Origin of the sequence: Lapidilactobacillus achengensis (assembly GCF_003946655.1) — a bacterium.
In the GTDB taxonomy this organism is placed as follows: domain Bacteria; phylum Bacillota; class Bacilli; order Lactobacillales; family Lactobacillaceae; genus Lapidilactobacillus; species Lapidilactobacillus achengensis.
In genome coordinates, this window is record NZ_RHOV01000003.1 from 24,763 (window position 1) to 49,983 (window position 25,221).

General features: G+C 48.8%; 24 protein-coding genes. 7 read left to right on the top strand and 17 right to left on the bottom strand.

Annotated elements, in window-relative coordinates:
* Nucleotides 1-113: 113 nt before the first annotated feature.
* The 6 genes from alr to EKM94_RS02660 form a co-directional block, all read right to left on the bottom strand.
* A complete protein-coding gene (gene alr, locus EKM94_RS02635; RefSeq protein WP_125597051.1) occupies nt 114-1,250 on the bottom strand; it encodes an alanine racemase in 1,137 nt (378 codons plus the stop codon).
* Nucleotides 1,251-1,262: 12 nt separating this feature from the next.
* Nucleotides 1,263-1,616, bottom strand: a complete 354-nt coding sequence (gene acpS, locus EKM94_RS02640) for a holo-ACP synthase (protein WP_125597054.1) — start codon at nt 1,614-1,616, stop codon at nt 1,263-1,265.
* A 377-nt stretch (nt 1,617-1,993) separates the two neighbouring features.
* Nucleotides 1,994-3,541 carry a DEAD/DEAH box helicase gene (locus EKM94_RS02645; protein WP_125597057.1) on the bottom strand — a complete coding sequence of 516 codons (1,548 nt, stop codon included), beginning with the start codon at nt 3,539-3,541 and terminating at the stop codon, nt 1,994-1,996.
* A gap of 625 nt (nt 3,542-4,166) precedes the next feature.
* Entirely contained in the window at nt 4,167-5,540 is a 1,374-nt protein-coding gene (locus EKM94_RS02650) for a UDP-N-acetylmuramoyl-tripeptide--D-alanyl-D-alanine ligase (protein ID WP_125597060.1), read from the bottom strand.
* 91 nt (nt 5,541-5,631) lie between these two features.
* Nucleotides 5,632-6,726 (bottom strand): D-alanine--D-alanine ligase family protein, encoded by a 1,095-nt coding sequence (locus EKM94_RS02655; protein ID WP_164511073.1) that lies wholly within the window; start codon nt 6,724-6,726, stop codon nt 5,632-5,634.
* Nucleotides 6,727-7,291: 565 nt separating this feature from the next.
* Nucleotides 7,292-8,200: a helix-turn-helix domain-containing protein gene (locus tag EKM94_RS02660; protein WP_164511074.1), complete on the bottom strand. Its 909-nt coding sequence runs from the start codon at nt 8,198-8,200 to the stop codon at nt 7,292-7,294.
* Between the two features lie 211 nt (nt 8,201-8,411).
* Between EKM94_RS02660 and EKM94_RS02665 the strand changes: the two genes are divergently transcribed.
* The gene (locus EKM94_RS02665) at nt 8,412-8,717 is read left to right on the top strand and encodes a hypothetical protein (protein WP_125597068.1); all 306 of its coding nucleotides are present in this window, start codon (nt 8,412-8,414) and stop codon (nt 8,715-8,717) included.
* Between the two features lie 602 nt (nt 8,718-9,319).
* Here the strand turns inward: EKM94_RS02665 and EKM94_RS02670 are convergent.
* The 8 genes from EKM94_RS02670 to EKM94_RS02705 form a co-directional block, all read right to left on the bottom strand.
* Nucleotides 9,320-9,583: a type B 50S ribosomal protein L31 gene (locus EKM94_RS02670; RefSeq protein ID WP_125597071.1), complete on the bottom strand. Its 264-nt coding sequence runs from the start codon at nt 9,581-9,583 to the stop codon at nt 9,320-9,322.
* Nucleotides 9,584-9,679: 96 nt separating this feature from the next.
* Entirely contained in the window at nt 9,680-10,996 is a 1,317-nt protein-coding gene (locus tag EKM94_RS02675) for a UDP-N-acetylglucosamine 1-carboxyvinyltransferase (RefSeq protein WP_125597074.1), read from the bottom strand.
* A 473-nt stretch (nt 10,997-11,469) separates the two neighbouring features.
* Nucleotides 11,470-13,083 (bottom strand): CTP synthase, encoded by a 1,614-nt coding sequence (locus EKM94_RS02680; protein WP_125597077.1) that lies wholly within the window; start codon nt 13,081-13,083, stop codon nt 11,470-11,472.
* A gap of 305 nt (nt 13,084-13,388) precedes the next feature.
* Nucleotides 13,389-13,703 carry a DUF1048 domain-containing protein gene (locus tag EKM94_RS02685; protein WP_125597080.1) on the bottom strand — a complete coding sequence of 105 codons (315 nt, stop codon included), beginning with the start codon at nt 13,701-13,703 and terminating at the stop codon, nt 13,389-13,391.
* Nucleotides 13,700-14,059 (bottom strand): DUF1048 domain-containing protein, encoded by a 360-nt coding sequence (locus tag EKM94_RS02690; RefSeq protein WP_125597083.1) that lies wholly within the window; start codon nt 14,057-14,059, stop codon nt 13,700-13,702. Before EKM94_RS02690 ends, EKM94_RS02685 begins: the two co-directional genes overlap by 4 nt.
* Before the next feature lie 61 nt (nt 14,060-14,120).
* Nucleotides 14,121-14,441, bottom strand: a complete 321-nt coding sequence (locus tag EKM94_RS02695) for a PadR family transcriptional regulator (RefSeq protein WP_125597086.1) — start codon at nt 14,439-14,441, stop codon at nt 14,121-14,123.
* 220 nt (nt 14,442-14,661) lie between these two features.
* Nucleotides 14,662-15,369 (bottom strand): DNA-directed RNA polymerase subunit delta, encoded by a 708-nt coding sequence (gene rpoE, locus EKM94_RS02700; RefSeq protein WP_125597089.1) that lies wholly within the window; start codon nt 15,367-15,369, stop codon nt 14,662-14,664.
* A gap of 46 nt (nt 15,370-15,415) precedes the next feature.
* A complete protein-coding gene (locus tag EKM94_RS02705) occupies nt 15,416-15,859 on the bottom strand; it encodes a DUF1934 domain-containing protein (protein WP_125597092.1) in 444 nt (147 codons plus the stop codon).
* A gap of 308 nt (nt 15,860-16,167) precedes the next feature.
* Here EKM94_RS02705 and EKM94_RS12750 point away from each other — a divergent pair, with 308 nt between their 5' ends.
* The 6 genes from EKM94_RS12750 to EKM94_RS02730 all read left to right on the top strand — a co-directional run bounded on the left by EKM94_RS12750 (nt 16,168) and on the right by EKM94_RS02730 (nt 22,038).
* Nucleotides 16,168-16,293, top strand: coding sequence for a hypothetical protein (locus tag EKM94_RS12750; RefSeq protein WP_263853223.1), 126 nt, complete (start codon nt 16,168-16,170; stop codon nt 16,291-16,293).
* Nucleotides 16,294-16,566: 273 nt separating this feature from the next.
* Nucleotides 16,567-16,842, top strand: a complete 276-nt coding sequence (locus tag EKM94_RS02710) for a hypothetical protein (RefSeq protein WP_125597095.1) — start codon at nt 16,567-16,569, stop codon at nt 16,840-16,842.
* 165 nt (nt 16,843-17,007) lie between these two features.
* Entirely contained in the window at nt 17,008-17,832 is an 825-nt protein-coding gene (locus tag EKM94_RS02715) for a lipoyl protein ligase domain-containing protein (protein WP_125597098.1), read from the top strand.
* Between the two features lie 280 nt (nt 17,833-18,112).
* Nucleotides 18,113-19,465: an HD domain-containing protein gene (locus EKM94_RS02720; protein WP_125597101.1), complete on the top strand. Its 1,353-nt coding sequence runs from the start codon at nt 18,113-18,115 to the stop codon at nt 19,463-19,465.
* 27 nt (nt 19,466-19,492) lie between these two features.
* Nucleotides 19,493-19,912 carry a large conductance mechanosensitive channel protein MscL gene (gene mscL, locus EKM94_RS02725; RefSeq protein WP_125597104.1) on the top strand — a complete coding sequence of 140 codons (420 nt, stop codon included), beginning with the start codon at nt 19,493-19,495 and terminating at the stop codon, nt 19,910-19,912.
* 323 nt (nt 19,913-20,235) lie between these two features.
* Nucleotides 20,236-22,038: a MucBP domain-containing protein gene (locus EKM94_RS02730; protein ID WP_125597107.1), complete on the top strand. Its 1,803-nt coding sequence runs from the start codon at nt 20,236-20,238 to the stop codon at nt 22,036-22,038.
* 107 nt (nt 22,039-22,145) lie between these two features.
* Here the strand turns inward: EKM94_RS02730 and EKM94_RS02735 are convergent, their stop codons facing one another.
* The 3 genes from EKM94_RS02735 to EKM94_RS12290 form a co-directional block, all read right to left on the bottom strand.
* A complete protein-coding gene (locus tag EKM94_RS02735) occupies nt 22,146-23,132 on the bottom strand; it encodes a ribose-phosphate diphosphokinase (RefSeq protein ID WP_125597110.1) in 987 nt (328 codons plus the stop codon).
* A 33-nt stretch (nt 23,133-23,165) separates the two neighbouring features.
* On the bottom strand, nt 23,166-24,554 hold the full coding sequence (gene glmU, locus EKM94_RS02740) for a bifunctional UDP-N-acetylglucosamine diphosphorylase/glucosamine-1-phosphate N-acetyltransferase GlmU (protein ID WP_125597113.1): 1,389 nt from the start codon (nt 24,552-24,554) through the stop codon (nt 23,166-23,168).
* A 312-nt stretch (nt 24,555-24,866) separates the two neighbouring features.
* Entirely contained in the window at nt 24,867-25,007 is a 141-nt protein-coding gene (locus tag EKM94_RS12290) for a hypothetical protein (RefSeq protein ID WP_164511075.1), read from the bottom strand.
* Between the last annotated feature and the right edge of the window lie 214 nt (nt 25,008-25,221).

Below are 25,221 nucleotides of genomic sequence, written 5' to 3' on the forward strand. Positions count from 1 at the left end.
ATCCGGGGAAAGTTCAACTGGTGTGATGATGCTACAATCAGTACGCTCAAACCGCGAATCAGTAACGAATAAGCAACGAATCAACAACGAATCAACAACGAAGCAAATCACCACTAATCGGGATCAAAAGGTAAATAATGCCGCGGCAGGCGATTATCCAAACCACAAGCAATCTCATAATGAATTGTCTGTGCATAAGTGGCGACTTCTTGAATCGTGATTTCATCAGCGCCATCACGGCCAATCAAGGTCACTTTACTACCAACTGGAAACTTCGCGGGCATTTTGACCATGATTTGATCCATACAGACCCGGCCAACAATCGGGCAACGTTGGCCTTCGATCAACACGGCCATTCCCGACATGCGGCGCAACCAGCCGTCTGCATAACCAATCGGGATGGTGCCCAACCATTCCGTTGCCGGTGCTGTGTAGGTGGCGCCATAGCCCACCGTATCGCCAGCATGGATTTCCTTGACGAAAACCAGTTCGCTATAAAGCGCCAAAGCTGGTTTTAGTGGATACGGCGCTGGGATCACCGTTCCGGACGGATTTAGGCCATACAAAGCGATTCCGAAACGGATCATATTCATCGCCAATTCCGCGTGCCAAAGACTGGTCGCCGAATTCGCGCAATGAATGTAGCGCGGTTTTTCTGGCAAGACTGCAAGCATTTGTTTGAACTTCGCTTGTTGCTGCTGGAAGTGCGTCAAATCTGTTTGATCCGCCGTCGCGAAATGGGTAAAGACCCCTTCGAAAACGAACGTCTCTGGGTGGTCCAAGACAAACGCCGCCGCCTTTTGGAGTTCGGCTGGTTCCGTGAAGCCAATCCGCCCCATGCCGGTATCTGCCGCTAAATGAAGCGCTAATGGTGGCAAATTATTTTTACCTGCCAGTGTCTGCGCGGCAGCGGCCAGCCAGTCGCGGTCGGCGACAGTCAACGAAATATGTTGGCTGGCAGCAATCGCCGCGGTTGTGACACTTGTCACCCCTAACACCAAAATCGGTTCCACGATCTGGGCTTCGCGCAAGACCAAGGCTTCATCCAAGGTCGCCACACAAAAACCGCTGGCCCCAGCCGCGCGGCAAACACGAGCCACGGGAACGAGGCCATGACCGTAGGCATCTGCCTTGACCACAGCGAAAAGCTGGCTTGATTGCGGTAATCGTTCCCGCTCATGATGGACATTGTCATAGATCGCCTGTTGGTCGATTTCTAAATAAGTTGGTCGTAAATATGATGTTTGCACGGGAAATCCTCTCTATTCTTCTTCCAAAATTACTTCTGTCATCACTAAAGTCGCGGTATGGGAAATCGAGACCAGGGCCCGACCAGCAAAAGGATGCTGGCTGATCACGGGTTTGCCCATATTATCGTTGATAATTGTGACATCATGCAATTTGACTTGCCCCAAACCAGTTCCCATGGCCTTTGCGAAAGCCTCCTTGGCCGAAAAGCGCCCCGCCAAATATTCGCGTTGTCGTTGACCGCGCAATTCGTCAAACTGGGCAATTTCCGCCGCCGTCAAAACCTTGTCCACAAACTTCGGATTATGTTCCACTGCCGCCGCAATTCGCGCGATCTCTGTAATATCAACACCTAATCCTGCAATCATCTCGATCGCCACCTTCACCGTTAGTCTAACCATCCCCGCCACAAAAAGCGAATGATTTGGCCCTGTTCCCGTACATAGCTGACGCTGTCCATTCAATGCTGGCAACGGTTGGTCATGTTCGGGCCGCTCAGCGCATCACGCTAGTTGCTGATCCGTCGGTTTTAACGACGCCTCAGCAACTAGCCCGCAACTGATGCTTTTTTTATTATACCATTGATTGTCGTTAATTTGATTCACTTGAGTCAAAACCAAGATGAGAATGATTCACGATGAGTTGCATTTTCTTCCAACAAAAAAACATGACCCAGTCACTTGACCGGATCATGTTTTTTGAAACGTGCGCGCCAGTTTCAGCTAACGCGGACCTCTTGGCTTTATTAGGCAGTTGGATTCTTCCGAATGGTGAAGTTACGTTTGCCACCATTGTTGCCGCCTTGATGACGGCTGCCACCGTTACCGGAACCGGAGCGACGACCACGAGAGTCACCGCCGCGTTCCCCGCGCGAACGATCACGATCACCATGGCTGCGATCGCCACGACGATTGTAACTTGAGCGGGAACCACCGCCCCGCTTGTTGCCATAATGAGGCTTGGAAACCTTCCGTGATGGCAATGGGCGTTCTGGCGCGATGTGCACTGGAACTTGGCTTGGATCCTTAACTTGGGACCGCAATAAAGCCGCCGCCAATTGTTCTGGTGTATATTTTTCGAGTAATTCTTGCGCTGGACCTGCAAAACGTTCCAAGTCGGCGTTGTCGATCAACTGATCGACTTCCGCATAAGCTGCGTGAAGTTGTCCCCGGAACGCCTCTTTAGCCGTTGCTGGCTTCAATGGCGTCATCCGGACCCGGGTCAAATCTTCGATCGCGTGCAGATAACCCATTTCGCTGCCAGCGACGAAAGTAACGGAAACGCCCGCCGCACCGGCACGACCTGTCCGTCCGATCCGATGGACGTAGCCATCAGGATCTTGTGGAATATCGTAGTTGTAAACATGAGTCACCCCGGAAATATCCAAGCCCCGGGCAGCCACATCGGTTGCAACTAAGAATTGTAATTCACCACTCTTGAACTCACGCAGAACACTCATCCGCTTCTGTTGGGTCAAATCGCCATGAATCCCTTCGGCTTTATAACCACGAGCCTGTAAGCCCTTGGTCAATTCGTCGACCCGGCGTTTGGTCCGGCCAAAGATCAAGGCCAGTTTTGGATTTTGAACATCGAAGAGCCGCGTCATCATATCGAAACGCTCGAATTCTTTTGAACGGATGTAATATTGATCGATCAAATCAGCAGTCAATTCTTTTGACTTGATCTTAATGATTTTCGGATCGTGCATAAAGCGTTCAGCGATGCCCATGATCTGTTTCGGCATGGTCGCTGAGAAAAGTAAAGTCTGATGTTGATTAGGCACATGGCTCAAAATGCTTTCAATGTCTTCCACGAAGCCCATATCCAACATTTCGTCAGCCTCGTCCAAAATGATGGTCTTGATGCCATCAAGTTTAACGGTGTGACGATTGATGTGATCAAGCAAGCGGCCAGGTGTTCCCACTAAAATCTGCGGCTTTTTCTTCAAATTACGAATTTGCCGGCTGATATCGGAACCGCCATAAACAACTTGCACCTTAACATGTTTGGCCGCACCTAAGCGTTGCATTTCTTCTTGGGTTTGGATTGCCAATTCCCGAGTTGGGGAAATGATCAAAGTTTGGATCTGCGGGTCATCCATGTCAACGTGTTGCAATGATGGCAAGCCGAACGCCGCTGTTTTACCGGTACCGGTTTGGGCCTGACCCAAAACATCATCACCAGCTAAGACCAAGGGAATGGTTTCAGCTTGGATCGGTGTCGCTTCGGTAAAGCCAGCGCGTTCAACAGCCTCGAGTAAATCTGGTTCTAAATTAAGTTCTGAAAATTTCAAAAAATGTCCTCCTCTGGATTCGAAAAAAACAATCACATCACAGCAGGAGACATCCGTTCAACTTTCATAACTGTTTGTAATCACTTTTTTCAATCACACTGTTCTAATCAGTGTTCTACATATCTTACCATTTTCATTTGGAAACCACAAGGAAGTAAACCGCTTGTTTTCAGAAAAAAGAGTGTGAGCCAGCCCGTTTAGTGCTTGAGCATTAGCCTAGCCATTGTTTTGGAAGCGCGCCCTGCTTCCGGAACAATGGCGTAGCTAAGCGGAAAGCACTGGGTTGGCGAACACGTTTCAAAAAAAGAGTGTGAGCCAGCCCGGGTAGCTTCTTAGCATTAACCTAGTCAGGATTTTGGAGGCGCTTTCTTTCCTCCGAAATCCTGACTTAGTTAAGCGCAAGAAGCTGGGCTAGCGAACACGTTTCAAAAAAGAGTGTGAGCCAGCCCGGGTAGTGCTTGAGCATTAGCCTAGCCATTGTTTTGGAAGCGCGCCCTGCTTCCGGAACAATTGCGTAGCTAAGCGGAAAGCACTGGGTTGGCGAACACGTTTCAAAACGCCAGAATAGTGAAAAAGGCAAGAAAGCGACCAACGCTTTCTTGCCTTTCCTGCAATGAAGTTGCGCTTATAGCAAGGCCTGCACAACTTTTTTCAATTTCATACCGTTACTTCCCTTGAGCAAAACCATGTCGCCATAGTGTAAATCATTTTTCAAATCGGCGATCAAGGCTGCTTGTTGACCCAAAGGATAATAGTGCAGAGCTTCCGGCGGGTAAACGCCACGTAACCGCAGATCCAGAGACTTGATCAGATCACCATAGAGATAAACTTCCTCAATATGACGCGGATCTAATTCACTGGCCAAGTTGGCGTGGAGTTTCTCTGCTTGCTCGCCCAATTCCAACATATCCCCTAGAACCGCAACGTGACGACCCTTGGCAGCGACCTTGATGAAACTTTCAACGACTTCCCGAACAGCCGTCGGATTTGAATTGTAAACATCGCTCAAGATCTCCTCGCCAGCATCGCCTGTCAACCATTGGGTCCGGTTCTCGGTGGGTTGGAAGTGCGCTAAGGCCTGAGCCATTTCGTCTGGCGAAACGTGATAATGACGACCAACTAGCAGCGCCGCTAATGCGTTCAAAACATTGAATTCGCCAATCATCGGCACGGTGAAACTAACTTCTGGCCAGCGATTGACTGAGAATTCGCTATGATTCTTGGTCAAGGTCATGGCGGTCGGATAAAGATAGTTCTCTTCCTTGAATCCGAAAGTCCGGGGCGCAAACGTTGCCGCGCGCGTCGTCAACAACGGCTCATCACCATTGATAATCAATAACCCGTCCTCTTTCAGACCATGGGTGATCTCCATCTTAGCATCGGCGATTTTATCGCGGGTCCCGAAGAATTCGATATGCGCTTCCCCGATCATGGTGATCACAGCCACATCCGGCTCGACCAAGTCACTGAGAAATTGTAACTGTCCGGGACGATCCATCCCCATTTCCACGACCAACACTTCGGTATTGGTTTCCATTCCCAAAATCGTTAAGGGCACGCCGATTTCGTTATTGAAATTGGCCTGGGTTTTGGCCGTGTTATGTTGCTTGGCCAGAATCGCCGCAATCATATCCTTGGTGGTCGTTTTGCCGTTGCTTCCGGTAATCGCGACCACCTTTGGATTGACCTTCAATAAATAATAATGCGCCAATTTCTGCAAAGCAGGTAAAACTTCGGCAACCTCGATCACTTGAAGATTGGTTGGTCGGCCTGGGTGACCCGTTTGCCAGAAAGTCGCGACGGCGCCAGCCATCTGCGCTTGCGCCACGAAATCGTGGCCATCACGCTGATCAACTAACGGCACGAACAGACTGCCGGGCCGCGCTTGGCGACTATCAATGCAAATACTCGTCACAACCGTGTTTTGATATTGACGCTGCTGAGTTTCTGAAACATCCAGCCCAATTGCCTGAACGATCTCAGATAATGTCATTTTCATTTATGCTTGGAACCTCTCAATTCAAACCTCATATTTTAGAACAACCCAATTAAAAGGCGCACGTTTCAATCGCCTGTTTCAATCGGTGAAACTATTTGTTCGCCACTGTTTGCTTCTTGCTGGCGTAACGTTCCAGACCGAGCTGGATCAATTGATCGATCAATTCTGGGTAAGGGACACCGCTCGCTTGCCACAAGAATGGGTACATCGAGAATTGCGTAAAGCCAGGCATGGTTTGGATCTCATTCAACCAGACTTGACCTGCTTGATCAAGGAAGAAATCAGCCCGCGTCAAGCCTGCGGCGCCGACTGCGTTAAAAGCCATCACCGCATACTTTTGAACTTCAGCCAATTGTTCCGCTGTGATTGGCGCGGGAATGATCAGCTTAGTCGAGCCATCAATAAACTTCGACTCATAATCATAGAAGTCTTGCTTCTTCCCGATCTCACCAGCGATCGACGCCTTAGGATCATCATTACCTAACAGGCTGACCGCTAATTCCCGCGCTTTTGGTACGGCCTTTTCGACCACGACCCGATCATCATAGGTGAAAGCATCAGCTAAGCAGCCGACCAATTCTTCGCTGCTTTCGGCCTTGCTGACGCCAATGCTAGAGCCCGCGTTAGCCGCTTTGACATAAACTGGGAAACCCATTTCTGTTGCGATCTGTTCCCGGATCTCAGCAGCCTTGTTTGCGTCGCGGTAGTGAACCGCCAAAACCGAAAGATATGGCACTTGCGGAATCTGGTATTCATCAAAGACGATTTTGGCCATGATCTTGTCCATACCCACTGCTGACGCGCAAATACCAGAGCCAACATAAGGCACATCCAAAACTTCTAACAAACCTTGGATCGTGCCATCTTCACCCCAAGTCCCATGGATCATTGGGAACACGACACAATCTTTTTGTCCGGCCAACTCAGCGAAATCAAACTTGGTGCCTAAAGAGTGTTCCGGCTCAGGGCGCCACGCCGCTTGCTCAGCCGCATCAAGTTTCAATGCAGTCTCAGCCGCGACCGGTGCGGTGAGGGTCAACCCCTTCAAAAACAAACCTTGACGCGTGATATAAATCGGAATAACCTCGTACTTTTGGTAATCGACCGCGCTCAACGCGGACCGGGTACTCATGACAGTCACATCGTGCTCAACGGTCCGACCACCATACATGAGGTAAAGTTTCATATCTTTTTGTCCTCCTCTTGGTTCCATCCAAATTTAAGCTCGCCCCTGGCAAAAGCCCCACTTTCACCACCAGCAGAAGATTCCACCAGAACGCAGCTAATCTGATTCTCAAGCCTTAAGTATAAAAGAAAAGTACCAGAAAAGAAAGCAAAAAAAATAAAGAGTGCGGAGAGGTGCGGTTAGACCGTGAGCATTAATTTATCAGATTGGGCAATCTGATACTTTAAGGCGCAGCGGTCTGCACCTCGCAGCACGTTTCAAATCAGAGTGCGAGCTGGCCCGGGTAGCTCCCGAGCATTAGCCTAGCAATTGGTTTGGAAGCCGCACTTTGCTTCCGAAACAATTGCGTAGCTAAGCGCAGGGAGCTGGGCCAGCGAGCACGTTTCAAAAGAGAGGTGCGGTTAGACCGTGATCATTAATTTATCAGATTGACTAAGCTGCAATAAGACCTTTTCCCACGAATCCCGATGAAATCGTCGCACAAAATAAAATCTAGGAAATTTTTCCAAAAAAGATGTCAGGGTCCTTCGCAGCTGAGCTGGTCTGAGTTGGCAACTTAGATGCTCTAGTTGAAGACTAAACAGCGCCTGCTTGATTCATCACTGGACCCATCATTGTTAAGTAAGTAGCCAATAATCTCTATATCAGGATTAAGCTGATCATTAATCGCAATCACTCTTAGTGTCTCAAAAAGTTGTTGGGCCAACCGCTGATTGCCTTGGTTTAACTTTTCATCGAGAATCATAAACAGCAGGTGACAGTCCATGTCGGGGAATCGTCTGGTGATTTCCTGTAAATCACCTAAATATTGTCTAGCCCGTTCATAATCTTGATTACTCAAGCGCAACGTGATTGCTCGAATGATAAATTTGGTTAGGGCGATGTATTCAGGGCGATCGTAGGCGCTAAGCAGTCGTTTCGTGATGATCTGTGAATAATACTCCGCTTGTTGTTCGGCCGTGTAAGTGTGCAAGACGCTGGTAAAGAGCAACAAGTCAAAACTATGAAAACTCTCGCTCCGCGTTAAATATGATTTCGCATCAGCGATCAGCTCTGGATTGAGCTGTACCCGGCCAGTTACTTGCAGTGAACGCGCGCTTTCGATTTGAATCAATAAATATAGGTAAAAGACATCATGATCACAGGCGTACGCCGCGTAAAATCCCCTAATAGATTCATGCAGGGATAAGCTTTTCCCTTGATAGATCAAACTCTCGATTTTCCGGAGCAGATAGTCTTTATTAGCGGGAAGCTCAGGCAGGCCAACTTCATCATCGGCCGCGATCATTGCCATATATTCATTGGGCAGGACATTCAAACGGTCCAAATATTTAAATAGGATCTCGGCGCTAAGGTACGTCCCATTATTTTCGAAAACAGATAATGTCGTCCGACTGCAGATTCCTTTAGCCAGTTCTGCTTGAGTGAGCCCACGTTCAACCCGAAGTTTTTTGATCAATTCACCATGAGTCATGATCATTGCCTTCCCCTCTAGTTACCCGAAACGCCATTCCATGTCAAAAGACTTAACAAATTCAAAGCTTCGCAAATCCGCATGCTATAATTTGTGTTGGTTATATGATCAGTATACGAGAAGCTAAGCAGTCGTTCAAGCGCTACCATTGCTATCTCTGCCCGCTTCGCGTAGCTGTTAGGGTCAAAAATCAAGTAAGGAGCGGAAAGAAATGAAAAAAATCGTTTTTGTCTTATACGCGAGTTACCAATCACTGGGTTATGCCAATCTTGCCAGTCCATTCGATAAGAAACTGAGTCAAGAGCTCCATCAAGTATTCGATGATGCGTATGAGATCGGTTTCGATCCCGATACGGCGGAATCGCTAGATGCTTTAGTCGTCCCTGACCAAATCGCCAACTTCGACAACAAGAAGCAACTTCCTGAAATCAAAGTACCGGCGACGTTGTTCGTTACTGGTCAGGTTGGCAAGATCAAGGAAATCGTCGATGCCTATTTCCAACATCAGAACCAGTGATCACTGCTGAATAGCCTTAGCTGAATCATTCATGCTATTGCTCTACGGGAAAGGTAATCTGTTGGGATGGGCATCTGCAACGCTGTGATTATCAACTGGCCGGTTGACGTGAGTGCTCAAACGACCGTTATACCGTTGAGCAGCTGGAGCGTAGCGTGGCGTTGAAACGTGTGAACCGATCTGGTCAGCTTCACACTCTGGCGTTGGTGGGCTGTTTACTCGTTTGGCGGAAGGTCGGGCTGGAGGTGAGTCAGCCGCGATATTATTGTTGGCGATTTATCGCCTACAATAAGGCCGAGCTTGAAGATTTTCGGTGGTCTTCCGAAAAGCTTCAAGTCGTGCCCGCCGCGTTCCACCACCCCCAGCCCGACCTGGAGCCCCACCACACTTTCCCATCCACCAACGCCACGCGCAGCGCAAGCCGCGGGCAAGCTACTTTTGCTAGACTAATGTTCAGGAGCTAACCCGTTGTGGCCCACACTCCTTCTAAATAAACCGCAGCCGCGGTTTATTTTTTCCGCCATAAGTCGACTAGGTGCCGAAAAACACAAAAAACCACACCGCTAAACGCGGTGTGGTTCCACATTAAATCCGATTCTTGATTACTTAGCGCCAGCGCCAGTATCCTTGAAGCCATACTTCTTGTTGAAGCGATCAACACGACCGTCGGCTTGAGTGAACTTCTGCTTGCCAGTATAGAATGGATGTGAATCTGATGAAATTTCAACCCGGATCAATGGGTATTCTTGACCTTCAAATTCGACAGTTTCTTTTGAGGATTTAGTTGAACCTGAAAGAAACTTGAAACCTGTTGCTGAGTCCATGAAAACAACTTCGTGGAAATCTGGATGAATTCCTTTTTTCATTATAATTAGCTCCTTTTCCCTAAGCTATTTGCTAACCTAGAGTCCATATTCGTAAGTAGTCTGACAATATAAGATATTAGCACGGAACCCGCTTGATTACAATGCTTTTTTCTGAAAAACTTCGGCGCTAGTCAACGTGCTACTGGGCTCATCTTCGTCAATCATTTCCACATCAGCCCCAAGACCGCGAAGTTTGGTGATCACTTGGTCGTAGCCCCGCAAAATGTTTTCCACCTTATGGATCGTGGTCGTTCCTTCCGCCATCAAGCCAGCGATCATCAACGCCGCCCCGGCCCGAATCTCATCAGCAGTCACATCGGTTCCCTGAAGCTGATCGGTATGGTGTAACAAGATCACGTCATTTTCCACAGAAATATTGGCGCCCATGCGCACCAATTCAGGGACATGACGAACCCGCCGCGGATAAAGTGTGTCAACAATCATGCCTTCACCCTGAGCCTTCAGCAATAGCGGGGTGATCGGTTGTTGCAGATCCGTGGCGAACCCGGGATAGGGCATGGTTTTAATCGTCACCATTTGCAGGTCACCAGTGGGATAGACGTAGATGCTGTCTTCCACGATGTCAAAACGAACCCCAATTTCTTCCATCTTGGCCAAAAATGAGTCTAAATGTTCGCTAATAATATTTCGGACGGTCACGCCGTTGCCACAAGCCGCGGCCATCGCCAAATAAGTTCCCGCCTCGATTCGATCAGGAATGATCGTGTGCGCATTGCGCGCATATAAATGGGGCACGCCTTCAATTCTGATCGTATCGGTGCCCGCGCCCCGGATCTTGGCGCCCATATTGTTCAAGAACGTCGCCAAGTCAATGATTTCCGGCTCCTTGGCCACGTTCTCAATAATCGTAGTGCCCGTCGCCCGAACTGCAGCCAAAATAACATTGACGGTGGCGCCAACGGATACCATATCGAAATAAATTTTAGCACCGTGAAGCCCATCATCTGGCGCTTGGATAAACATGGCCCCGTGTTCATTGCTGACGGTGGCCCCTAATGCCTCAAAGCCCTTGATATGCTGATCGATCGGTCGCGGACCAATGTCATCGCCACCGGGTAACCCGACGATCGCCCGCCCAAAACGACCTAATAATGCCCCCATGAAATAGTAAGAAGCGCGTAAACTCTTGATTTTACCGTTGGGCAACGGTTTGGAGATGATCTGGGTCGGATCGATCTCCAGGCCTTGCTCGGTTACTTCTGAAGTGACGTTCATGTCAGTTAAAATATCACGTAAGTTATCAACATCTTGAATGCGTGGTACGCCATCAAGTGTGACTTTTGATTCTGAAAGAATCGAAGCAGGAATAATAGCGACTGTACTATTCTTAGCACCACCGATAACGACTTCACCGGTTAGACGCTTTCCACCGTGGATAATCATTTTTTTCATTATAGCTGATTCCTTATCGTCTTGAGTATGTTTTTTTTTAAGTTTTTTTCAGTACTTTTTCAATTGATTGCGTTCACAAAGAAATGGTCCAATGACTTTTTTACTAGTCAAGTCATCAATACCTATCATAAAGAATTATCGTTGAAATTACAAGGGGTCACCACTTCCGTTATTAAATTTATATAACGCCATAACGGTGAAAACAACGTCCTTATTATTTGTCAGTTTGCCTGAAGGGGTTCGGGAATAACTGTGCAAATTGCCCAGCCTGAATGAGCCGGCATTTTTTATTTTCTGAAAACAAATAGGCTATTTTGGCCTTAATATCAAGGTCAAAATAGCCTATAAGAATATCATCATCGCCACTCTCACGCAAGCGCGCGGTAACGCGATCCCAACAAAAGTTGCGGCGATCAGCCACCTAGCTGTCAAGACAACCCGTTAACCAGGCTTACTTTTAGCTGATCTTCAGACTACCAAGGTTGTTCAGGTAAGTCAGAAGCAGCCTTGATGAAGGCTTTGAAGAGTCCTTCCGGTCGCATTGGTCGCGAAAGGAATTCCGGATGGTATTGGGCCGCCACGAAGAATTTCTTTTCAGGAAGTTCCACCACCTCAACCAACCGATTATCTGGCGAGACACCGGAGAAAACAAAGCCCTTGGCCGCCATTTCTTCACGATATTGATTGTTGAATTCATAACGGTGACGGTGGCGTTCTTGGATCACACTTTGGTGATCATAAGCCGCCGCGGCCACGGACCCTGGCTTCAATTTGCATGGATAGAGACCCAAGCGCAAGGTGCCGCCGATATTCTCCACATCGTTTTGATCAGGCATCAAATCAATGATCTTATGTTTAGTATTGGTGTCAACCTCGGTCGAATCAGCGTCAGCGTAACCTAGAACATCGCGGGCGAATTCCACGCAGGCCAGTTGCATTCCCAAACAAATGCCTAGGAAAGGAACGTTGTTTTCGCGCGCGTATTTGATCGCTTGAATCTTGCCTTCCAACCCACGATTACCGAAACCACCGGGCACGATGATTCCTTGAGTGTCACCCAAAAGTTCCGCCACATTCTCCGCGGTCACGTCTTCGGCCTGGATCTTCTCGATCTCAATTTCTGAGTCATACAAATAGCCAGCGTGTTTCAAGGCCTCGGAAACGGAAATATAAGCATCCTGTAACTCGACATACTTCCCGACCAAGGTGATCTTGGTGTGATGATGTAAATTTTGCACCCGGTGTTCCAACTCGCGCCACTCGCTTAGATCGGCCGCCGGCGTGGTCAAATGGAGATAGTCACAGACGATCTGATCCATCTTCTGCTTCTCCAGATTCAACGGGATCGAATAGAGTGTCTCCACATCCAGCGATTCGATCACGGCTTCCGGGTCCACGTCACAGAAAAGCGCGATTTTATTCCGCATATCTTGGGAAATTGGTTCCTCTGTGCGGACCACGAGAATATTGGGTTGGATCCCCAAACCCCGTAATTCCTTCACACTATGTTGAGTTGGCTTGGTCTTCATTTCACCAGCCGCTCGCAAGTAAGGCACTAAAGTCGTGTGGATATAAACAACATTCTCCGCGCCGACCTCAGATTTCATTTGCCGCAACGCTTCCAAGTATGGCAAGGATTCAATGTCACCAACGGTCCCGCCAACCTCAGTGATGATCACGTCAGAATCGGTCGTTGTTGCCGCCCGCATGATTTTCTCCTTGATCATATTGGTGATATGCGGAATCACTTGAACGGTCGCGCCATTGTAATCACCGCGGCGCTCCTTTTGCAAAACTTCGGAATAAATTTTACCAGTTGTGACATTAGAGTATTTATTCAAATCATTATCAATAAAACGTTCATAGTGGCCGAGATCAAGATCGGTCTCCGCCCCGTCATCAGTGACGAAAACTTCCCCATGTTGATAGGGGTTCATGGTGCCAGGGTCGATGTTGATATAGGGATCAAACTTCTGCATGGTCACCTTCAAGCCACGATTCTTCAGTAAACGGCCTAGTGAGGCGGCAACGATCCCTTTTCCAAGCGATGAAACAACTCCACCGGTAACAAAAATATATTTGGTCATACTGACGCTCCTTTTCATCCTGATCGGGGAAATAATATAAAACAAGCCCCCTATTCATTGAATAGGGAGCTTGGTCAATTGGCATTACGAAATGTAAGGCGCCCAAAAGATATTCTACAAACATTTGCCCCGTTCGTCAAGGAAAACTGACAACTTCCTGTTATCCCGGAGGAATCACTAGTGTCGGTTCGTCGGGAAAGCCGCCCTGTTCCTAGGGGATAGCGCGTCCACAACTGCAACGCTTGCAAAAATGCAGGAGTCTGCGACCCAAAATGCAGAAGTTCGCGAACTGAAATCGGGTTCTTTCAAAGGCGATCATTCACCTGTTGCCGCCACGCGTCCAAGAACGGATGATCCGTCAGAATCATGCCGTCAGCGAAAGCCGCCACGTCCTGACCCGTCACCGCCAGAACATCTTTGTGCCGGCGGGCGCCATCCTCAAACAAATCCAACAGCTCATTCAAGGGTTGAAAATCATTGGTCAGATTGATTGGATCGACTTTCATGAGATATTTCTGGATTTCTTGGTAGACGATGGCGTAACGGGTGGGTAACGCCGCGACACGCTTTTGGAGCTCGCGCCATTCTTTCTTTTCCGCCCAAGCTTGCTTCAAACTCATCGTGTTTCCTCCTTGGCTAATTTCTTCGCGATTGTCTGGTTGAGCTGAGCGCGCAGTTTATCGCGATAATCTTTGGCGCCTTCAACATGGGCCAACTCCGTAATGAAGTTGTTGAGACTGGACCCGATGACCGCGCTGACCGCCAGCCCCTCCGCCGCGCTTTCCTCGAACAATCCGACCACATCGGCCAAGATTGGATAGAGATTACGACCGGAGAAGTCGGTAAACTGCCAAATCTCCTGATTCAGCTGGCGCCAGGCACTTTGGTAGTCCTGAGGTAATTGGGCGATCCGTTGATCATACGCCCTCTGTAACTTCGTCAGATCATGACCCGTGACTTTATCATAAAAATTCATTTTTCAATGCCTCCATCATCATGTTTCAAACAGGCTCCTATTTTCATCAGCGGGCACTGGGCTAATGTTTGATCTTGACCAGTTGATCCACCAGGAAGGCCCACTTCCGCCAGAAGTCAGCCAAGTAAGCGACCCCGGCGTCATTCAGCCGATAAAATTTGCGCGCCGGTCCCACAGTTGATTTTCTTTTCTCAACGGTCACGAGATTTTTCTTTTCTAGCCGGAGTAAAACGGTATAAACTGTCCCCTCGACAATATCCTGAAAGCCCAACTCGATCAAGGTGTTGGTAATTTGATAGCCATATGTTTCCTGACTGTTCTGGATTACCTGCAGGACAACGCCTTCAAGTACCCCTTTTAGTAATTCTGTCATTCCTGTCAATCTCGTCATCCTTTCTTAAAAGGCTTGTAACTCTTACCTAGTAATACTAAGTACTGGATCAGTATAGTGCGCATGATCAATTCTGTCAACTACTATCTAATACTAAGTAGCAAAGGCCCGGCTGAGCCCTGGCGTCACCCGCTTTTTGTCGTTACAAAAAACCCGTGTCAGCAAGAACTAGCTTACTGGCACGGGTCGATTTAAAATTTCTCAAGTTCAATTATTTGTCGGTGTCATCATCATCGGCATCGTCGTTGGTCTCTTCGTCGTCTTGATGATCATCGTCATCGGTGCTGTCATCGTCAGAACTGAAGTCGGCATCGCCGTCGTCAACCAATTCGTCATCGTTGAATTCAGATAATTGTCCTTCGATCCCATCATCCAACTCATCACTGTCATCGTTATCGTCAGGGTCATCAAGATCAGTCAGGCTTGGCTTGAAGTCAGCGGGATGACTTTCTTCGCGGTCGTCATCATCATCTTCTTCAGTAACTTCGATGGCATCGTCATCGTCGTCGTCAGAATCATCTTCATCTTCAGGATCATCATCGTTGTAGTCGATCACGTCATCATCGTCAGAAACATCGGCCAAAAAGGCATTGACCTTGCGGCGACGCTTCTTACGTGGGCGCTCTTCATCATCTTCCGGATGGTTGACTTCTTCGTCTACGGATTCGTATGGATACCACTCCCGTAGCCCCCAAACGTTCTCGCCTAAAGAAATAAAGCTGCCATCCATATTCAAGTCAGTATAAAATTGTCCTAACCGATCACGGATTTCTTCATCGCTCTTACCCAAGTACTGTTGGACTTGGTTGACAATATCCGCAAAAGGCATCGCTTCACCTTGCACTTCCAGCATGGCATGCGCAACTTCGATCAGTGACAATTCGGATTTTTTTTGGCCCGCAAAAACATCTAATTCCATTTGGGGGGACACATCCTTTCAGCAGTCTATCCTTAATAATACTCGACTAAGCTTTGAAAATCAATCGTAATTGATATTTTCCCAACAGTTCTTTTTCAGAAAAAAGTTGATAATCAATCGCGACTTCGCCATGTAATGGCTCGCTTTTGATGCGACTTTCCATCAGCGTGGTGGCTGTCGTGACTGGTATCTCACCATACGGCGTTTTGTAGGCCGTGGTCATTCGCTCCGTCGGGTGAAAATGTAATTGTAACCGCAGATCCGCTTGACCACGTGTCAAGATCACCAACCCATCTCCTTGGATCTTCATCGTGACCGGCGTTTGGGCGCCAGTTTCCGGATCGCGTTCCCGATAACGCAAATACAAGGTCGATCCCATTTGGACCAGTTGACCCGGTTCATCGAAATGATGGGCCGTGATCTCACCTGCCTGTTCGATCCGTGTCGACATTTGTAAGTGCACGGGCATTGGTGCTGTTAAATCAAGCATACTACCGCCTCTTTTCTCAATCGCTTTAATTATATAGCAAATCAACCGGTCGTGCGCACTTTATTGAAACGTGCTACGCGACCTATCCCCTTCCGCTTAGCTACGCCAGCCTTCTGGAAGCACAGGACCGCTTCCAAAAGCTTGGCTAGGCTAATGCTCAGGGGATACCCGGGTTGACTCGCACTCTGGTCGAACATGGTGGGCATCGTTTGGATTGATTGGAAACGACCGGTTCCTATTCTTGCTCGTCCGCTTAATTGCAGGTGTGCTGGGTTTGGTGGGGACGCAACCGCCTCAGGACGTTTGTCGTGGCTGGAACGCGGTGGGCATCGTTTGAAGCCAATCCGCAAAGTGCGCGGCTTGTCTTCAAATCGAGCCTTATTCTAAGCGATAAATCGCTAAGAATAATCTCACCGCTGAGCCACACGTCCTGAGGCGGTTGCTAGGCAGAATTGAGCCTATCTGCAATCAAAGTTGGGTATCTGACAAAGTGGTTTTGCAAGCTAGTGGTCAAATAATTGCCCGTTTTGAGGTGGTACTGCAACACCAACTGAATTGGATCAAGCTGTCGGGACATTTTGTGTAGACTGAACATCTTTACCAGTTCTCTCAACAATCCTTAAGTGGAAACCGACCGATTCAGTTGATTCGCTGAGACTAGGTTCCTTCATCATACAAACTGTACTGGTGTCACCAATTTAAAGCTGGTGACCACTAGCCATGGCCGTCAATTGCGTGGTTCCTCATTAATTGGCGATAGCTTGCCAATTGGCGTGAGTGCTCAAACGGCTGTTATAACGTTGAGCGGCTGGAGCGGAGAAATTCGGGGTGAGATCGCCGTGTCGTTATTCTTAGCGGCTTTGCCGCTTAGAATAAGGCTCAGCTTTGAGATTCGCGCGGGTTTCGCGAAGCTCAAAGTGACGCCCACAGCGAGCTCACCCCGAATTTCGCAGCGCAAGCTGCGGCCAAGCTACTTTTGCTAGGCTAATGCTCAGGAGCTACCCAAGTCGGTTCGCACACTTTTGAGATGCGCTCACCGACCCAGCTCCCTACGCAATTGCCTAGACCACAATTACCCGAAAAAAATAGCATGTTTTTTGCCCTGAAGACGGAGTTTACGCTATACTAAGGCTAGCTTAGTTTGTGAGGTGACCATCATCATTTTTGAAAATCCGACACCAGTCGTTGATGTCTTGCAATGCCATTACCCCCCTAACAAAATGTTGGCCGCTTTTGCGGATACCCAAGCGTTTATGCGTTTGGTGCAACGAACGCAACGCCCATTATTGCATTACTGGACGCTTGAACAGACTGTGATCTTGGGGCTGCGCGATCGACAATTACCCCAATTATCCGCGGGTTTGCAGGGTCTTGGTCAGACGGGCTGGCACTACTTCTTCCGTAACGCTGGTGGCCTGGGGATCCCCAGTGATCAAGGTATCCTAAACATCTCGCTGATCCTACCGCCCAATTACCAAGTGACGATCAACCAAGGCTATCAAATGATGACCGCGCTTTTACAGGCCGGATTCGCCGCCGAGAAGCTGGCGCTGGTTCCTGGCGAAGTGGCAACGTCATATTGCCCGGGAACGTTCGATCTCAGTCTGGGCACGCAAAAAGTCGCCGGCATCGCCCAACGGCGGAGCCGCGGAGCAACCGCAATCATGGCCTATTTAGGGGTCAACGGCGATCAACCTCAGCGCGGTGAATTGATGCGTACCTTCTATCAGGCCAGTGGCGGGCAACCGCCACTTTTCCCAGCGGTCGACCCGCAAGTCATGACCACATTAGCGGCCTTCCTTCCCGGATTGCAAGTTCGCCAAACCCTGCAAATGATCCAAGCGGGCCTGCAGACTCAAGGCACTGAATTGGACCCACTGCGTTTCATGGACCTGCTTGCGGAACCAGAATACCAAACCTACTTTAACCAAGCACAACAAGCGCTGATTGAACTCAATCAGCCGATCCAGTGAAATCAATCTGAACTAAAGAGTGAGAGCCACCCCGGGTAGCTTCTGAGCATTAACCTAGCCAGGATTTTGGAGGCTGGGCTTGGCCTCCGGAAGCCTGGCGTAGTTAAGCGCAAGAAGCTGGGTGGCGAACACGTTTAAAGCAGAGTGAGAGCCAACCCGGGTAGCTTCTGAGCATTAACCTAGCCAGGATTTTGGAGGCTGGGCTTAGCCTCCAGAAGCCTGGCGTAGTTAAGCGCAAGAAGCTGGGGTGGCGAACACGTTTAAAAAGGAGTTGTCCGTAATGGAAAAACCAATCATGCTACCGCGGGAGAAAGTTCTGCGCGATCCCGTTCACAACTACATTCATGTGACTCATCAAGTCATTCTTGATTTGATCAACACATCCGAGTTTCAACGGTTACGTCGCATCAAACAATTGGGCGCGTCCTCGTATACTTTTCACGGCGCGGAGCATTCTCGCTTTACCCACTGTGTCGGCGTTTATGAAATCACGCGGCAGATTTGTAACAATTTCCAACGTAATTATCCTTCGAAGACCCCTGAAGATCATTTGTGGCATGACGACGAGGAACGTCTGGTCGCCTTATGCGCGGCCTTACTGCATGACATCGGTCACGGGCCCTACTCCCACACTTTTGAGCACATTTTCGGAACGGATCATGAGGCGATCACCCGACAAATCTTGACTTCTCCTGAAACAGAAGTCAACCAAGTCCTACGCGGCGTCAGCCCAGATTTCCCAGAAAAAGTCGCCAGCGTGATCGGCAAAACCTACGCTGATCCCCAAGTTGTGCAAATGATCAGCAGTCAGATCGACGCTGACCGGATGGACTACTTGTTGCGGGACGCCTATAATACCGGCACGAAATACGGCATGTTCGATCTGACCCGGATTTTACGGGTGATGCGGCCTTACCGCCATGGCATCGCCTTTGAGGCCAGTGGTATGCACGCCGTGGAAGACTATATCGTTTGTCGTTTCCAAATGTATCAACAGGTCTATTTCCATCCTGTCAGTCGGTCAATGGAAGTGATTCTCGATCACTTACTCCATCGTGCCAAATATCTCTACGAACATGGTCAGCTGAACCACGAGCAGACCCCCACCCTATTAGTTCCGTTTCTCGAAGATGACTTCACCTTGCAAGACTATTTGCGGTTAGACGACGGCGTATTGACAACCTACTTCACATTGTGGCGGGACCATCCTGATGATATCTTACGCGACTTGACCTCACGTTTTCTCGATCGGCGGCCATTGAAGTCGGTGCGCTTCACCCCAGAGACCCGTGACTTGCTGCCCCATCTGCAAGAATTGATCGAGGCGGCCGGATTCAATCCCCAATATTACACGGCCGTAAATGACAGTTACGACTTGCCGTATGACGCCTACGATCCCTCTTCCAAGGAACCAAAAACGCAAATTGAGCTGATGGAACAAGATGGCACCTTGGAAGAACTTTCCACGGTCAGTCCGATCGTCGCGGCGATCACCGGGAAGAGTACCGGTGATGAGCGGTTCTTCTTCCCTCGAGAAATGATCCATCCCGAAGAGCTCCAACTTTTCGAACCACTGTATCAAGAATTCCAAACTTATTTACGCAACGACTGCTTGGTTGACCCGCGCGCGTAAGTTTAACTTTCTAAGGAGTGAACAACAATGATCAAAGAATTTCGTGAATTTATCTCTCGTGGCAGTGTGATCGACATGGCCATTGGTGTTTTGATCGGGGGCGCCTTTAATGGCTTAGTCGCTTCCCTCACCAAAAATGTGCTAAGTCCCTTGATCGGGATTTTTACCCGGTCCGTTGATCTATCCTCGATTTCCTTTCAAGTTGGCGCCGCTAAATTTACTATCGGCAGTTTCCTCAATGATGTGATCCAATTTCTGATCATGATGTTCGTGATCTTTCTGATCGTCAAATCGTTCAACAAGTTGCGCAATCTGACCACCCAGCCGGCCGAACCAGAGCCAGAAGTGATCCCCGCTGACGAACAATACTTGAAGGAAATCCGGGATTTATTGGCAGCGCAACAAGCCACCAAAGTCGAGCAACCCTCGGAACACCATCAGTCATAACTGAGAAATGTCCCGCAAAAAAACTGATGACCATCAAGCACAAGCAGCTTGACGAGCCATCAGTTTTTTTGTTGCGTTTTTATCTGACAAAAAGTCGTCAGAAAAATTAATAAATCAACGGAAATAAGCATTTGTCTCATCATGAGACCATGCTATTATTAGCGCGTATTCAAACCAGCGTGTGAACCACTCCAGGGAGCGCTGGAGCATAAGCTTGACGATTGTTTTGGCAGCCGCGCTTCGCTTCCAAGACAATTGCGTAGCTAAGCGGAAAGCGCAGGGGTGGTGACCACGTTGCAAAAAAAGACTTAGGGGTGGGACGATTGAAGTTAGGTAAACGGCACCAGCGCTATTTAAGTTTGGGAATTGCTCTTTTATTGGGGGCATTGGTGGCAGCGCCAAATATTAAAGTTCAAGGCGAACAAATCAACACGCAACTATGCATCTATTTCAGCGGGGCCGATCCTGATCCTAATATAGAAACAACGACTTACGGAATCAATGAGATGCTTGACGCCAATGGGCAGCCCTATCCGCAAATGGCCGAAATCTTCAAGAAATATATTTTCGCCTCGGTTTTTTCACCACACTATGATCATGTTAGTCAATATCCACAACGATATTTTGTCGACCAATTCTTTTGGCACGCTGATCAGGGAACCATTGGTAGGTATAGCGAGCATCCCAGCAACTTTCCTTATAACGATACCCTCAAAGGCCATATGTCATTGGAACTCGGCTCTTCCTATCGATCCGGGGTACCTATTTCTTACGGGATCAGTTTGCAACTAGGTGGTGTGGTTCACAATGACATGCTTGGATCGGAAGCGCCGATTGATGCCATTAAAAAGGTCATGTTTGCAGGCTCAGAGGTCGATTTAAAGCAGGCCAGTCCGGCCACGAAGATTCACTTCATCGCCAATCCACACAAGACGACCGCCAGAAAAGAACTGGCCCAGATTCCTTTTTTAAATCAATATATTGATTTCAAACAAGAAACAAACAAGCCTAGCACTTATGATCTTTCCAGTCTAGTCGATCGGAAGATTCCCGGTTACACCATTTCCAAAACACATCATGTTGACGCCACAAAGATCGACAGCGCTGGCAAGACCGTCACCGATAACGAGCCGTTGACGGGTTCCAACCGGGATCAGGGCGATATTTATTACTACTACGATGCCAATCCGGCCGCTGCCATTACCGTTAATTATCAAGTCGATGATCAAGCGCACACGCTATTGGATACGGAAACAATTTCACCCGCGGGTAAGTTCTACGGGGATCCGTATACAACAACAAGTAAACAATTTACCGGCTATGAACTGGCAGGTCACCCAACCAACGCGAGCGGCACTTTTAGTGATCAAGCGGGTTTGACCGTTACTTATCACTACCAGAAAAAGGCGCTCCCACATCCAAGCGAATTGGGTAACGTCCAAGTTCAGTACCTGGATCCTGATGGACAGGACCTCCAAGCCCCAGCCCAGCTACAAGGTATTATTGGCACCACTTATCAGACCAAGGCGCCATCATTTGCCGGCTATACCTTGACGGCAAATCCCAGCAACGCGGCCGGCACATTTCGTTCTGGTACAGTGGTTATCATTTATCGTTATCAACGTATCCACGAAACAACCACTTGGCAAGTCAATCCCATGAATGCCATTGGCACCGTCGTCTATCATCCCAACTATGGGATTGCTGTCTGGGACGATTTTCAAGACACCCGTCACTTGGTTTACGGTCGAAAACAAGTCAAGCGGCTCCCACATCGATCCCGATGGCGGATATTCGAAAAGGCCATCCGCGCGGACGAAACTTGGTACAATCTTGGTGGGGAGCAATGGGTTCAAGCTAAGTATCTCAAACTAGAGGCACCAACTAACGACAATTATCGCATCACTCAGTTAAAGGGGGTCGCTACTATCAACTATCAGCCAGGCTATGGCATCGCGCTTTGGAATCATTATGGTGCCCACCGGCAACTGGCCACCTGGAACAAACTTCCCCATCAGTCGCGCTGGCGCGTTTTCGCCCAGGCCAGCAACGGCGCAGAAACCTGGTATAATCTTGGTGGCCAGCAATGGATTTCGAGTCAATATGCACGGGTCCAACTAGATTGATCTTACCAAGACTAAAATATGATTTGTGCTAGGATACTAGACCCAAAATTTCAACTCAAAAGGACCACGGCATATTTCAGCGCCGTGGTCCTTTTCTGGTCGAAAACTTATTGATTTTGGTTGTGACCCTGATAACGATTGATGAACAACGGACTCACAGGTTCATCATGATAGATCCGGCGAATCGCATCGCCCATTAATGGTCCCACTGAAACTTGAACCATTTTATCGATGACCTTCTCTTGCGGTAAATTGATCGAATCGGTCACGATCAATTTCTTGATTGGTGACTTGGTGATCCGCTCAATTGCTGGACCGGAGAGCACTGGGTGGGTACACGACGCGTAGACTTCACTGGCGCCAGCGTCCATCAAGGCCTGAGCCGCCAAGGTGATCGTCCCGGCAGTGTCGATCATATCATCGATAATGATTGCCCGCTTACCGGAAACCTTCCCAATGATGTTCATGACTTCAGCCACATTCGCTCGCGGCCGACGCTTGTCAATAATAGCGATCGGCGCCTTTAAGAACTGCGCTAATTTCCGCGCCCGACCAACACCACCGTGGTCAGGTGAAACAACAACAGCATTCTCTTCCAAGTGATTCGCCAGGAAATAGTCCGCCAATAATGGCGAGCCAACCAGGTGATCAACGGGAATATCGAAGAAGCCTTGAATTTGGGGAGCGTGGAGATCCAATGCCAAAATCCGATCAGCGCCAGCACGTTGTAACATATTAGCAACTAATTTCGCCGTGATCGGTTCCCGGGCCCGCGTCTTACGATCTTGACGCGCATAGCCGTAATAAGGCATCACCACATTGATATTTCTCGCTGAAGCCCGGCGCAACGCATCGATCATGATCAATAATTCCATCAAATTATCATTGACCGGCGCTGAGGTCGATTGAATCAGGAAAACATCGGCACCACGAATACTCTCATCGATGTTGATTTGGATCTCACCATCAGAGAAACGTGTTACGGATGACTTACCCAGGGGTACACCAACTGCAGCCGCGATTTTTTCCGCTAAAGGCTTATTGGAATTTAACGAAAAAATCCTCAGTTTTGAATCAGCACAACTACTTGTCATTGTTTCCTCCTATTTTTACACACTACCTAAATTCTAATGCCATTCGGGGTCCTGAGCAAGGGGTAATTTCTGCCAATAGTCATTTTTATTTGTTTGGCGCGCCCGCGCGATGGCCAAAGCCCGTGTTGGCACGTCATCCGTGATGGTTGAACCCGCCGCCACAAAACTATGATCCGCTAATTTAACTGGCGCGACAATGTTGGAATTACTGCCGATGAAACTGTGACTGCCAACTTCACTATGAAATTTGTGGACACCATCGTAGTTAACAAAAACCACACCACAACCAACATTGATGTCACTGCCCAGGGTCGCGTCGCCAACATAACTCAAGTGGCCCACCTTAGTGCGGGCGCCAATCGTCGCGTTTTTGACTTCACAGAAATTACCGATATGCACATCCGCGCCAATAATTGCTTGTGGCCGTAAATGGCTATTCGGGCCAATATCTGAACCAGCGGCCATTTGCGCCTGTTCCAGCGTTGAGCTGGTCACGTGAACGTGATCGGCCAAGCGGCTATCGTTAAGCTCAGAATTCGCGCCAATATAGCAATCAGAGCCAATCACCGTCTGCCCCTTCAAATTGACTTGGCCTTCGATGATCGTATCATTGCCGATCTGCACATCCGCGTCAATGTGGGCCGTTTCGGGATCGATCAAGGTCACGCCTGCGCGCATGTGTCCCTCGTTGATCCGCCGTTGCATCAATTTAGTGGCCTGCGCCAACGCCACCCGATCGTTCACACCTAGAGATTCATTGAAATCAGGCGTTTGGTAGGCGGCAACAATCTCGCCTTGATCCTTCAAAATCTGAATCACATCGGTCAAATAATACTCACCTTGGGCATTATGATTGGTCACTTGATGCAAGGCCTTGAACAAGGTTTGATTATCAAAACAATAAACGCCGGTGTTGATCTCAGTAACCGCGGCCTCTTCTTTGGTGGCATCTTTTTGTTCGACGATCTTTTCGACAATGCCTAATTCATTGCGAATGATGCGACCGTAACCAGTGGGATCACTGGCATGCGCGGTTAAAATCGTAGCCTTGGCGCCCTTTGCTTGATGATAAGCATATAATTTCTCAAAGGTTTGCGCCGTTAACAATGGGGTGTCGCCATTGACCACCAACGTCATCCCGGCCAAAGCACCTAATTTCGCCTCCGCTTGCAAAACCGCGTGTCCAGTCCCCAACTGTGCTTCTTGAAAGGCATAATCACTGCGCGCACCTAATAATTCTTCGACCGCTTCAGCCCCATGACCCACGACCGTCACGATTTTCTCTGGATTTGTTTGTTCGACCTGTGTCAATACATGATCGACCATGGCCCGGCCACAAACACGGTGCAAGACTTTGTACAACTTCGACTTCATTCGTGTTCCTTGACCAGCTGCTAAAATAACGGTATAACGCCCTGACATAATAAGCTTCCCTTCAGTAAACCAATTTAGAGATTTTTGACTCTTGAATCATGTTAATCATAACTTAATCGCAAAATAAACTCAATGGAAAAAGGCGTGGCGGGTCGTGGCTCTAGCCCGATAAAAGTAATTTGGCCGCAGCTTGTGCTGCGCGTGGCGTTGGTGGATGGCAGATGCGGTGGGGCTCCAGGTCGGGCTGGGGGTGGTGGAACGCGGCGGGCACGACTTGAAGCTTTTCGGAAAACCACCGAAAATCTTCAAGCTCGGCCTTATTGTAGGCGATAAATCGCCAACAATAATATCGCGGCTGACTCACCCCCAGCCCGACCTTCCGCCAGACGAACAAGCGAACCACCAACGCCACGCTCCGCTCCAGCCGCTCAACGTTATAGCAGTCGTTTGAGCACTCACGCCATCCGGCAAGCAATTGTCAATGGATTGAGAGCCACGCAATTGATGGCCGTGGTTAGTGGCCTTCAGCTTTACATTGGTGACACCAGCACGGTTTGTTTGATGAACTAGCGTAGGTTTTTGATGACTCGAACAGATCAGCCGATTTCAAGTCAACCTTCGTTTAAGTTATTAAGGCATGGTTTTTGGCGCTAGCCGAATTGTCCCGACCGCCTGATCCAAATCAGTGGCGTTGCCGTGCCATCCCAAAAGCGCG

Coding starts and splice junctions, on each gene's coding strand:
- mscL (WP_125597104.1), top strand. CDS start 19,493: ATGATCAAAGAATTTCGTGAATTTATCTCTCGTGGCAGTGTGATCGAC.
- EKM94_RS02720 (WP_125597101.1), top strand. CDS start 18,113: ATGGAAAAACCAATCATGCTACCGCGGGAGAAAGTTCTGCGCGATCCC.
- EKM94_RS02670 (WP_125597071.1), bottom strand. CDS start 9,583: ATGAAAAAAGGAATTCATCCAGATTTCCACGAAGTTGTTTTCATGGAC.
- EKM94_RS02680 (WP_125597077.1), bottom strand. CDS start 13,083: ATGACCAAATATATTTTTGTTACCGGTGGAGTTGTTTCATCGCTTGGA.
- EKM94_RS02735 (WP_125597110.1), bottom strand. CDS start 23,132: ATGACAAGTAGTTGTGCTGATTCAAAACTGAGGATTTTTTCGTTAAAT.
- glmU (WP_125597113.1), bottom strand. CDS start 24,554: ATGTCAGGGCGTTATACCGTTATTTTAGCAGCTGGTCAAGGAACACGA.
- EKM94_RS02650 (WP_125597060.1), bottom strand. CDS start 5,540: ATGAAAATGACATTATCTGAGATCGTTCAGGCAATTGGGCTGGATGTT.
- EKM94_RS02705 (WP_125597092.1), bottom strand. CDS start 15,859: ATGCTTGATTTAACAGCACCAATGCCCGTGCACTTACAAATGTCGACA.
- EKM94_RS02685 (WP_125597080.1), bottom strand. CDS start 13,703: ATGAGTTTGAAGCAAGCTTGGGCGGAAAAGAAAGAATGGCGCGAGCTC.
- EKM94_RS02690 (WP_125597083.1), bottom strand. CDS start 14,059: ATGAATTTTTATGATAAAGTCACGGGTCATGATCTGACGAAGTTACAG.
- EKM94_RS02655 (WP_164511073.1), bottom strand. CDS start 6,726: ATGAAACTTTACCTCATGTATGGTGGTCGGACCGTTGAGCACGATGTG.
- rpoE (WP_125597089.1), bottom strand. CDS start 15,369: ATGGAATTAGATGTTTTTGCGGGCCAAAAAAAATCCGAATTGTCACTG.
- EKM94_RS02675 (WP_125597074.1), bottom strand. CDS start 10,996: ATGAAAAAAATGATTATCCACGGTGGAAAGCGTCTAACCGGTGAAGTC.
- EKM94_RS02660 (WP_164511074.1), bottom strand. CDS start 8,200: ATGACTCATGGTGAATTGATCAAAAAACTTCGGGTTGAACGTGGGCTC.
- EKM94_RS02665 (WP_125597068.1), top strand. CDS start 8,412: ATGAAAAAAATCGTTTTTGTCTTATACGCGAGTTACCAATCACTGGGT.
- acpS (WP_125597054.1), bottom strand. CDS start 1,616: ATGATTGCAGGATTAGGTGTTGATATTACAGAGATCGCGCGAATTGCG.